Origin of the sequence: Nocardiopsis sp. RV163 (assembly GCF_001029525.1) — a bacterium.
In the GTDB taxonomy this organism is placed as follows: Bacteria; Actinomycetota; Actinomycetes; order Streptosporangiales; family Streptosporangiaceae; genus Nocardiopsis; species Nocardiopsis dassonvillei.
The window spans coordinates 1-9,741 of sequence record NZ_LEKI01000187.1 but is presented as its reverse complement, the minus strand read 5'-3'; the positions used below and the strand labels follow the sequence as shown (position 1 = coordinate 9,741).

6 protein-coding genes and 1 pseudogene are annotated in these 9,741 nt (G+C 70.8%); 4 read left to right on the top strand and 3 right to left on the bottom strand.

Annotation, left to right across the window (positions count from 1 at the left end; all coding sequences use genetic code 11):
• The 3 genes and pseudogenes from ABD54_RS27555 to ABD54_RS23240 form a co-directional block, all read right to left on the bottom strand.
• Positions 1 to 264: pseudogene (locus ABD54_RS27555) on the bottom strand (B/F/G family RNA polymerase sigma-70 factor); the annotation flags it as partial.
• Between the two features lie 494 nt (positions 265 to 758).
• Positions 759 to 3,962, bottom strand: a complete 3,204-nt coding sequence (locus ABD54_RS23245) for an efflux RND transporter permease subunit (RefSeq protein ID WP_047871663.1) — start codon at positions 3,960 to 3,962, stop codon at positions 759 to 761.
• Between the two features lie 661 nt (positions 3,963 to 4,623).
• Positions 4,624 to 4,953 carry a helix-turn-helix transcriptional regulator gene (locus ABD54_RS23240; protein WP_047871662.1) on the bottom strand — a complete coding sequence of 110 codons (330 nt, stop codon included), beginning with the start codon at positions 4,951 to 4,953 and terminating at the stop codon, positions 4,624 to 4,626.
• 117 nt (positions 4,954 to 5,070) lie between these two features.
• Between ABD54_RS23240 and ABD54_RS23235 the strand changes: the two genes are divergently transcribed.
• The 4 genes from ABD54_RS23235 (at position 5,071) to ABD54_RS23220 (ending at position 9,675) form a co-directional block, all read left to right on the top strand.
• Positions 5,071 to 5,991, top strand: a complete 921-nt coding sequence (locus tag ABD54_RS23235; RefSeq protein WP_047871661.1) for a cation diffusion facilitator family transporter — start codon at positions 5,071 to 5,073, stop codon at positions 5,989 to 5,991.
• 251 nt (positions 5,992 to 6,242) lie between these two features.
• The gene (locus ABD54_RS23230; RefSeq protein ID WP_047871660.1) at positions 6,243 to 7,694 is read left to right on the top strand and encodes a TrkH family potassium uptake protein; all 1,452 of its coding nucleotides are present in this window, start codon (positions 6,243 to 6,245) and stop codon (positions 7,692 to 7,694) included.
• Positions 7,695 to 7,722: 28 nt separating this feature from the next.
• Positions 7,723 to 8,394 (top strand): TrkA family potassium uptake protein, encoded by a 672-nt coding sequence (locus ABD54_RS23225; protein WP_013151577.1) that lies wholly within the window; start codon positions 7,723 to 7,725, stop codon positions 8,392 to 8,394.
• Between the two features lie 213 nt (positions 8,395 to 8,607).
• Positions 8,608 to 9,675 carry a metal ABC transporter substrate-binding protein gene (locus ABD54_RS23220; RefSeq protein ID WP_235432164.1) on the top strand — a complete coding sequence of 356 codons (1,068 nt, stop codon included), beginning with the start codon at positions 8,608 to 8,610 and terminating at the stop codon, positions 9,673 to 9,675.
• The last annotated feature ends 66 nt before the right edge of the window (positions 9,676 to 9,741 follow it).

Genomic DNA, 9,741 nt, shown 5'->3' with positions numbered 1-9,741 from the left:
CACCATCGCGGTCTGCTTCAGGTCTTCGATCGGCTCGCCGCGCCCCCCGTAGCGGCGCGCGATCTTGTTGATCAGGGGCTGGTAGAGCACGACCACCCGCTCACGCAGCTCATCGGCCCTGGGATCGCCCTCCCCCAGCCCTCCGAGTACGGACAGCATTTCCTCCGCGGTGGCGTCCTCGCCGGACACCGGTCTGCGGGGCCTGGGGATGACGGTCGTGCGGTCTGCGGCGGCTCGGGACTTCTGCGCGCTGTTCTCGGACAAGAGAGGACCCCCCGGTGCTCTGTCCTTCTGTGCTTGTGTCGCCTGTCAGCACCTGCGGCCCGGCCCTCGCTCCCGACGCGCTGTCGGGAGCTCTGATCGGGCGGGGGACGGTCGCCGTGCGAGGAGTACGTTCCCTCAGAAACGCCTTCAAAAGCGACGGGGCGAAAAAAGTTGCCGCACGACAAATATCTTTCGATCCCCGATCGGCCACTCTGCGTAAGCGAAGGCGGGCACCGCAGTGGGCGCCTCCACCCCCGCAGACCCACGGGGCAAGGCGACCACACCCTTCCCGACCGGTGGACCGGGGGCGGGTACCACCCCACTACCGCCAAGTCATTCCATAAAACACTTTTGCCGAATTTTTCCTTACCGAACTGATGTTCGAGACATTGCGGCCGGTCGACGCCCCGCAGGCGCGAGACCGGCCGCCCGGACGACGGCGAGGGGCGCCCCGCGCAGTGCGCGGGACGCCCCGGACCGGGAACGGCCTGGGCTCAGCCGACCGGCTCCTTGGTGCGCTCGGCCCCGGCGGCCGCGGCCTTGCGCTCCCTGCGCAGCTCGCGGCGCGCCTGCCTGCGGGCCGCGCCGCGCTGCCCGCCCCACTCCACCAACTGGTAGAGGACCGGGACCAGGACCAGCGTGAGCACGGTGGAGGACAGCAGACCGCCGATCACCACGATCGCCAGCGGCGCGGAGATGAACGCCCCGCCGCCGGTGATGCCCAGGGCCATCGGGGTCAGCGCCGCGACGGTCGCGAGCGCCGTCATGAGGATGGGACGCAGACGGTGCCGGGCACCCTCCACGATCGCCTCCCTGAGCGGCATCCCGTTGTTCTGGTTCTGGTTGATCAGGTCCATCAGGACGATGGCGTTGGTGATCACCACACCGATGAGCATCAGCATGCCGACCATGCCCGCCACACCCAGCGGGGTTCCGGTGACCAGCAGCAGCCCCAGCGAACCGGTGATCGCGAACGGCACCGAGATCAGCAGCATCAGCGGCTGGAGCAGGCTCTTGAAGGTCGCCACCATGATCAGGTAGCAGATGACGATCGCGGCGACCATCGCCAGCATCAGCTGTGCGAAGCCCTCGCTCTGGTCCTGGCTGACGCCGCCCAGTGCCGCGGTGGCGCCCTCGGGCAGGTCCATGGTGTCCAGGGCCTGCGTGATCTCGGCGCTCACCGCGCCCAGGTCGGAACCGGTGGCGCTCGCCGACACGGTGGCGCTGGTGATGCCGTCGATCCGGGTGAGCTCCGGCGGCTCCTGCACCTCGGCCACCTCGGCGACGTCGGACAGCGGGACCGCCTGACCGCTCGGCCCCGTGACGGGCAGGTCCTCCAGCTCGGCCACGGTCCGGGGCGCCTCGTCGACGCGGACCACCATGTCGCGGCGCGTGTCGTCGAGGGTGACGGTTCCGACGTTCTGGCCGTTGAAGGCGGCGGTGACCTGCTGGCCGATCATGGCCTCGGTCATGCCCCGCTCGGCGGCCTCCTCGCCGTCGACGCGGACCTCCAGCGCGGGCTGGGACTCGGAGATGCTGTTGGCGACGTCGTCGGCGCCGTCGATGCCGCGCAGCTCCTCCTCGACCATTCCGGCCGCCTCTGCCAGGGTGTCCTGGTCGTCGGCGCTGACCCGCACCTCGATGCCCGAACCGCCCATGGCGGCCATGGCGCTCAGGCGCGGCTCGTACTCGGTGTCCAGGTCCTCCAGGGCCGTGCGCAGCACCTCGCGGTTGCGGGCCTGGTCGGTGTCGGGGTCCGCGGTGATGCTGTAGTCCACCTGGGCCGCACCGCCGCCGCCCATCATGGCGGCCATACCGCCTCCGCCGACGTTGGTCTGGTAGGACTCCACCCAGGCGTAGCCGGCGAGGAGGTCCTCGACCTTGGCCGCCTCCTCGTCGGCGACTTCCAGGGACGTGCCCGGGGGCAGCTCCTGGACGACCTGGTAGGTGTTCTCCTCGGACTGGCCCATCCAGTCGGTCTCGATGCCGTTGGCCATGACGACCGTGCCGCCGAAGATGAAGACGCTGGCGAGGATCGTGGTGATCGTGGCGGTCCTGCGCTTGGTGGTGATCCAGCGGATGACCGGCAGGTAGGCGCGCTGGAGCGGGCTGCGCATCTCCCGCTCGTACTCCTCGCGCTCGATCTCCTCCTGGGTGGCGTCCCCGATGTCCCTGGGGCTCATGAACCAGTAGCACAGCACCGGGATGAGCGTGATGGAGACGACCAGGGAGGCGGCCAGGGCCAGGCTGGCGGTGACCGCGAACGGCAGGAAGATCTCGCCGACCTGGCCGCCGACGAAGGCCAGCGGCAGGAACACGGCGATGGTCGCGAGCGTGGAGGAGACCACGGCGGTGGCGACCTCGCGCACGCCCTGCTTGACCGCGGCCATCCGCTCCTTGCCGTAGTCCAGGTGCCTGCGGATGTTCTCCAGGACCACGATGGAGTCGTCCACCACGCGTCCGATGGAGATGGTGATGGCGGCGAGGGTGAGCATGTTCAGCGAGAAGTCGAACGCCTGCATGCCCAGGAAACCGATCAGCACCGAGACCGGGATCGACACCGCGATCACCAGGGTGGAGCGGATCGAGAACAGGAAGACCAGGATGACGATCACGGCGGCCAGCAGGCCCATGCCGCCCTCTTCGAGCATCGCGACGATGGACTCGTTGATGTAGGGGGCCTGGTCGAAGACCACGCTGATGTCGATGTCCTCGCCCAGGACGTCGGCCTGCTCGTCCAGGACCGCCTGGACTCCCTCGGAGACCTCGACGGTGTTGCCGTCGGGGGTCTTCATGACCATGACGCCGATGCTCGGGTCGCCGTTGACGCGCGCCAGGCTGGCGGCCTCGTCCTGGACGAGTTCGACGTCGGCGACCTCGGAGAGCCGGACCGGGTCGGCCGGGGCGGCCGGGGGCGCGCCGGGCGCCGCGGCGGACATGTCCGCGCCCGCGGCGGCGGGCTGGAGCCAGACCTCCTCGACCTGCTCGATCGAGGTGAACTGGTCACCGGTGGTCACGCTCAGGCTGCGGCCGTCGGACTCGACGTCCCCGCCCGGCTGGAGCAGGCCGCTGGACTGCAGGGCGTCCACGAGGCTCTGCGGGGACAGGCCGTTCTCGGCGAGTTCGTCCTCGTCGGGCGTGACGACCACGTCGGACTCCACCGCGCCGGTGAGCGTCGCCGAGCGCACGCCGTCGACGGACTCCAGTTCGGGGATGAGGTGGGTCTCCAGCGGGTCGACCATGGCCTGGTCGTCGCCGTCGGCGGCGCCCGCCGCGAGCATCACGACCGGCATCATGTCCGTGCTGAAGGACATGACGCTGGTGTCGACGCCCTCGGGGAGCATGCCCGCGACCTGGTCGACGGCGATCTGGGTCTGGCGGACGAGGTCGTCCTGGTCCTGGCCGTAGTCGAACTCGACCGTGACCTGGGAGGAGCCGGTGCTGGAGGTCGAGGTGACCGTGGTGACGCCCGGGACGCTCTGGACGGCCTGTTCCAGCGGCTCGGTGACCTGGCCCTCCACCACCTGGGGGGCGGCCCCCTGGTAGGTGCCGGAGACCATCACCATCGGCAGGGACATGTCGGGGAAGAGCTCGCGTTTGGCCGACACCGCTGCGAGCACTCCGAAGAAGAGGACTGCCAGGGTGATGAGCAGGACCAGTGCCCGGTTGCCGAGCGACAGGACCGCGGCGCGGTTCATACCCGGGTCCCTTCCACGCTGGTGGCAGCGGTCCCCGTCCGGGGGAGACCCGCGACGCGGGCCCTTGCGGCCGATCTGGACATGAGAGGTTCTCGCTCCTAGTTCACTGCGGACACGGGGCGGGCCGTGATGTGTGGGTCGTCGAGCGCGTGTACGCGCCGGGGCAGCACACGGTCGTCCGCCGGTGCTGGGACCGGGATCGAAGGTGTGGTGACAGGGGTGCCGGTGTCCGGCTGCCGGGTGCGGGACGGCCGTGTCGGCCGCCTCTCCCGGGCCTCGTGCACCTGCCGGGCGCACTACTCACCATACGTCGCGTTATATCGGGACTCGGGGCTCCCCCCGCCCGATTCAGGGAAGTCTCAGGGACGCGTCAGCCTTCTGGCAGGGTCGGTTTCTGACCAAAGTAGGTGCCCTCATCCGTAAGTCGGAGCCGGAAGGGGTGAAATGCGGCTTCCTGCGCCCGCACGGAGGGCGCGCCCTGTAACGGACATCACGGTGGCAACTTCCGGCTAACCGGAAAACGACCCCGGACGCGCGGAGCACGGGGGCACCGGGGGTGACGGGACGGGCGGGGCGGCGAGCCGGACTCCGGGCCCCTGGGCGGCGGGGAGCCGTGGGCCCGGGCGCACGCGCACCGGACCGACCGCCCCCGCGGCGGCGCTCAGGCGGACCGGGGCTCGCCGGGGGCCTCGTGCGGCTGCGCGGTCCCCCACACCACGCGCAGGAGGTCCTCCAGGGCGTGGGCCAGGGAGTCGTCCACGAGCGCGTAGCTGACCTGGCGCCCGCGAGCGGAGGTGCTCACCAGGCCGCAGTCGCGCAGGCAGGCGAGGTGGTTGGAGACGTTCTGGCGGGTGAGCCCCAGTTGGTCGGCGAGTCCGGCGGGGTAGTGGGGGCCTTCGAGGAGCGCCAGCAGGAGGCGGCAGCGGGTGGGGTCGGACAGGGCGCGGCCGAGCCGGTGGATGGCGGACAGGCGCTGCTCGGAGGTCAACATGAAAACCATTGTACATGGTTTGCTGTATAGACAGCGCAGGCTGTATAAACAGTGGAGGCTGAACCATGGGCGCCGCGGACGGCGGCCCCGCGAGAGGACGTCGGAACGGGAGGGCTGATGGGCCTGGGACACGACCACGGGCACGGGCACGGCGTCACCGCCGGAGCCGCCAACAGCGGGCGGCTGGCGGTGGTCCTGGGGATGATGCTCGCCGTCGCCGTGGTCCAGGTGGTCGGCGCCGCGCTCAGCGACAGCCTGGCCCTGCTCGCCGACGCCGGGCACACCGTCACCGACTCCTTCGGCGTGGCCCTGGCCCTGGTGGCCGTGTGGATCGCCGCCCGGCCCGCCACCAGCAGGCGCACCTTCGGCTACCAGCGCGCGGAGATCCTCGCCGCCGCCGTCAACGCGCTGGTGCTGTTCGTCCTGTGCGGGTTCATCGTGGTTGAGGCGGTCGAGCGGCTCCGCTCGCCCGCCGACGTGTCCGGGCCGGGCATGATCGCCGTGGCCGCCTTCGGACTGGTCATGAACATCGGCGCGCTGCTCGTCCTGCGCTCGGGCGCCCGCGCGAGCCTCAACGTCAAGGGCGCCTACCTCGAGGTCCTGAGCGACGCCCTGGCCTCGGTCGGGGTGATCGCGGGCGGCGTCGTCGTATGGCTGACCGGGTGGGACCGGGTGGACACCCTCGTCTCACTGGGCATCGCGGCGATCATCGTGCCCCGCGCGTGGTCCCTCCTGCGCGAGGCCGTGCACATCCTCCTGGAGGCCACACCGCAGGGCATGGACCTGAGCGAGGTACGCGACCACCTGCTCGGACACCCCGCCGTCCTGGACGTCCACGACCTGCACGCCTGGACCATCACCTCCGGGGTGCCCGTGATGTCGGCGCACGTGGTGGTCGCCGAGGAGCACCTGCGCGACAGCGGCCGCATGCTGGACGAACTCCACGAGTGCCTGACCGGTCACTTCGACGTCGAGCACTCCACCCTGCAACTGGAGCCCCCCGGCCACGCCGACCACGAGGGCGCCCGCCACGCCTGACCTGGGGCGGGGCGCACACGACCGGCGAGGCCGGCACGGTCGGCCCGCGTCGGGGCACCGCCGCGGCCCCGGTCGCGGGACCGCGTCCCCGCTGGTGGAGGCCGCCGCGGGCGCCTCCGGCACACCCTCCGCGCGGTTACGATGCAGGACGGGCCGTCCGCGTGCCGCGATCGCAACCCTCCGGCACACTTCCCCGCGCCCAGGAACGTCTAAGGAGACACCGTGGCACCCTTCCCGACCCGCGGTCAGCGATGAGCGAGAACCGGCTGAGAGCGGGGCTGCGCTCCCTGCGCAGACTGCGCGGCTCACTCCTGCCGCTCAGGGCGGCGAGGCTGTCGTACAAACTGCGCCGGGAACTGAGCGCCACCCGCGAGGCCAGCACGTGGCGCCAGCCAGCGCGCGTGTTCCTCATGGCCTACGTGGTCGTGGACCTGATGGGCACGGCACTGCTGATGACACCGCTGACCACGCCCGACCACCGGGGGCTGGGGTTCGTCGAGGCCTTCTTCACCGCGACCTCGGCGCTCTCGGTGTGCGGGCTGAGCGTGGTCAGCATCGGCAACGACCTCAACGCCTTCGGCCAGGGGGTGGTCCTGGCGCTCATGCAGGTGGGCGGCATGGGCATCATGACCCTGGCCTCCCTGCTGGGCACCGCGATGATCCGCCGGTTCGGACTGCGCATGCAGCTGACCGTGCAGACCGAGACCCGGAGCATGTGGGTGGGGGACGTGCGCGGCCTGGTCAGCCGGGTGGCCCTGATCTTCCTCATCTGTCAGGGCCTGACGTTCCTGCTGATCACCCCGAGGTTGTGGCTGGGCTACGACATGACGCTCGGGGAGGCCGCCTACTCGGGCTTCTTCCACTCGATCTCGGCCTTCAACAACGCCGGGCTCTCCCTGTACGGGGACAGCATGACGCGGTTCTCCGGCGACGCGTTCATCCTGGTGCCGATCGCCCTGGCGGTGATCCTGGGCGGCATCGGCTTCCCCGTGCTGCTGGAGCTGCGGCGCGAACTGCGCACCCCGCGCCTGTGGAGCCTGCACACCAAGCTCACCGTCACCACCACCTCGATCCTCTTCGTGGGCGGGGCTTTGATGGTCACCCTGATGGAGTGGAACAACCCCCAGACCCTCGGGCAGATGCACTGGTGGCCCCGGCTGGTCGACGGCTTCTTCCACGGTGTGATGCCGCGCAGCGGCGGCCTCAACTCCGTGGACACCGGGGAGATGGAGGACGCCACGCTGCTGGTGACGATCATGCTGATGTTCGTCGGCAACGGGAGCGCCGGAACGGCCGGAGGCATCAAGGTGGCCACCCTGGCGGTGATCTTCCTGGTGGTGGCGGCCGAGGTCCGCGGCAACGACAAGGTGCACGTCTACGGACGCCAACTGTCGCCCGGGGTGATCCGGCAGTCGCTGAGCCTGGTGTTCCTGTCCGCGACGGTCGTGGCCTTCACCACCGTCCTGCTGGTGCGCACCACCCCGTTCGAACTGCTCCCGGTGATGTTCGAGGTGGTCTCGGCCGTCGGCGTGGTCGGCCTGTCCATGGGCATCACCGCGGAACTGGCGCCGTGGGTCCAGTTCCTGCTGGCCCTGCTGATGGTGGCGGGCCGGATCGGCCCCATCACCTTCGTGACGGCGCTCGCCTTCCGCGACCACCGTCGGCGCTACGATCTCGCCGAGGCGCGGCCGATCATCGGCTGAGAGCACTCCGAGGGAAGGAAGGGACACCGTGCAGCAGCACAGGAGACTCACCGACAAGCGGGTCCTGGTCATCGGCCTGGGCCGGTTCGGCAGTTCGCTCGGCCTGGAGCTGGTCAGCCGGGGATGGGAGGTCCTGGGCGTGGACTCCAGCCCGCGGCTGGTGCAGTCCTTCGCCGACGCGCTCACGCACACGGTGATCGCCGACGCCACCGATGAGGAGGCGCTGCGCCAGGTGGGAGCGGGCCAGTTCCACAGCGCGGTGGTGGCCATCGGCACCCACCTGGAGGAGAGCATCCTGGCCACCTCCCTGCTGGTGGACATGGGTGTGTCCAACATCTGGGCGAAGGCGACGAGCCGCCGCCACGGCCGCATCCTGGAACAGGTCGGCGCCACCCACGTGGTCCTGCCCGAGCACGACATGGGCGAGCGGGTGGCGCACCTGCTGTCGGGCAGGATGCTCGACTACGTGGAACTGGAGGAGGGCTTCTCGCTGGGCAAGACCAAGGCGCCCAAGGAGCTCATCGGCAAGACGCTGCGAGAGACGCGGGTGCGCCAGCACTACGGGATCACGGTGGTGTCGGTGAAGCGGATGGGCGAGGAGTTCACCTACGCCACCCAGGAGACGGTGCTGAACAAGGGCGACGTGATCGTGGTCGCGGGGCGCACCGACGACGTGGAGCGCTTCTCCGAGTCCACCTGAGCCAGGGAGCCGCCCGAGGGCGGGGGCCGCGACCGTCGGGACGCGGTGGGGACCGGTCGGACGGGGAGGGCGCCGGGGAGCCGCGCGACGCCCCCGGTTCCGCGTCCGGTCGCCCGCTCCCCGTGCCCGCGGACGGCGGTTCAGGGGGCGCGTGAGCGGCCCACTCCAAACAGACAAATTGACAACCGTTTTCATTTTTCCGACAATTGACCCATGCGAACTGGGACAACCGTGCGGGCCGCCGCCCTCGGCGCCGCGACACTTCTGACGATCACCGCCTGCGGAAGCGGCGGCGAGGGGGCGGACGACTCGGGTGTCTCACCCGCCGACGCGGACCTGACCGTGGTCACCGGCGTCTACCCCCTGGAGTGGCTGGCCGAGCGCATCGGCGGCGACCGGGCGGCGGTCGTCCAGCTCACCGAGCCCGGCACCGAGCCCCACGACCTGGAGTTGACGGGCCGACAGGTCGCCGAGGTCAGCGAGTCCGACATCGCCTTCTACGTGGAGGGCCTCCAGCCCGCCGTGGACGAGGCGATCACGCAGGAGGCCGCCGAGAGCGCGTTCAACGTCGCAGACGTCGTGGAGCTGCACCCGGCGGGGGAGGGCGGCCACGACCACGCCGAAGGCGACGGGCACGCCGAGGAGGGGCACGAGCACGGCGAGGAGGAGCACGGCCACGGCGAGGAGGGCCACGACCACGCCGAGGACGAGGCGCACGCGGAGGAGGGGGCCGCCGCCGAGGAGGAGCACGACCACGGCGAGTACGACCCCCACTTCTGGCTGGACGTGGACCTGATGGCCCGGACCGCCCAGGCGCTCGGCGACCGGATGGCCGAGGTCGACCCCGAGGGCGCCGACGGCTACGCCCGGGGCGTGGAGGCCGTGACCGCCGAACTGGAGGCGATCGGCCAGGAGTACGAGGAGGGGCTGTCCTCCTGCGAGCACGACGAGGTGGTCGTGGGGCACACCGCCTTCACCTACCTGACCGAGGCCTACGGCCTGGAGCAGATCGGGGTCAGCGGGGTGGACCCCGAGACCGAGCCCTCCCCCTCGCAGATCGCGGCCATCACCGACGTCGTCAACGAGCGCGGCATCGAGACGATCTTCACCGAGCCGCTGATGCCCGCGGCGACCGCCGAGACCATCGCCGCCGAGACCGGCGCCCGGGTGGATGTGCTGGACCCGCTGGAGGGTGTCACCGAGGACTCCCCCGGCGACGACTACCCGTCGATCATGCGGGGCAACCTGGAGGCGCTGACCACCGCGCTGTCCTGCTCCTGATCCCCGTCCCACCGCACCGGCCCCGTCGGCCCCGGGCACCCGCCCCGGGCCGACGGGGCCGACGCG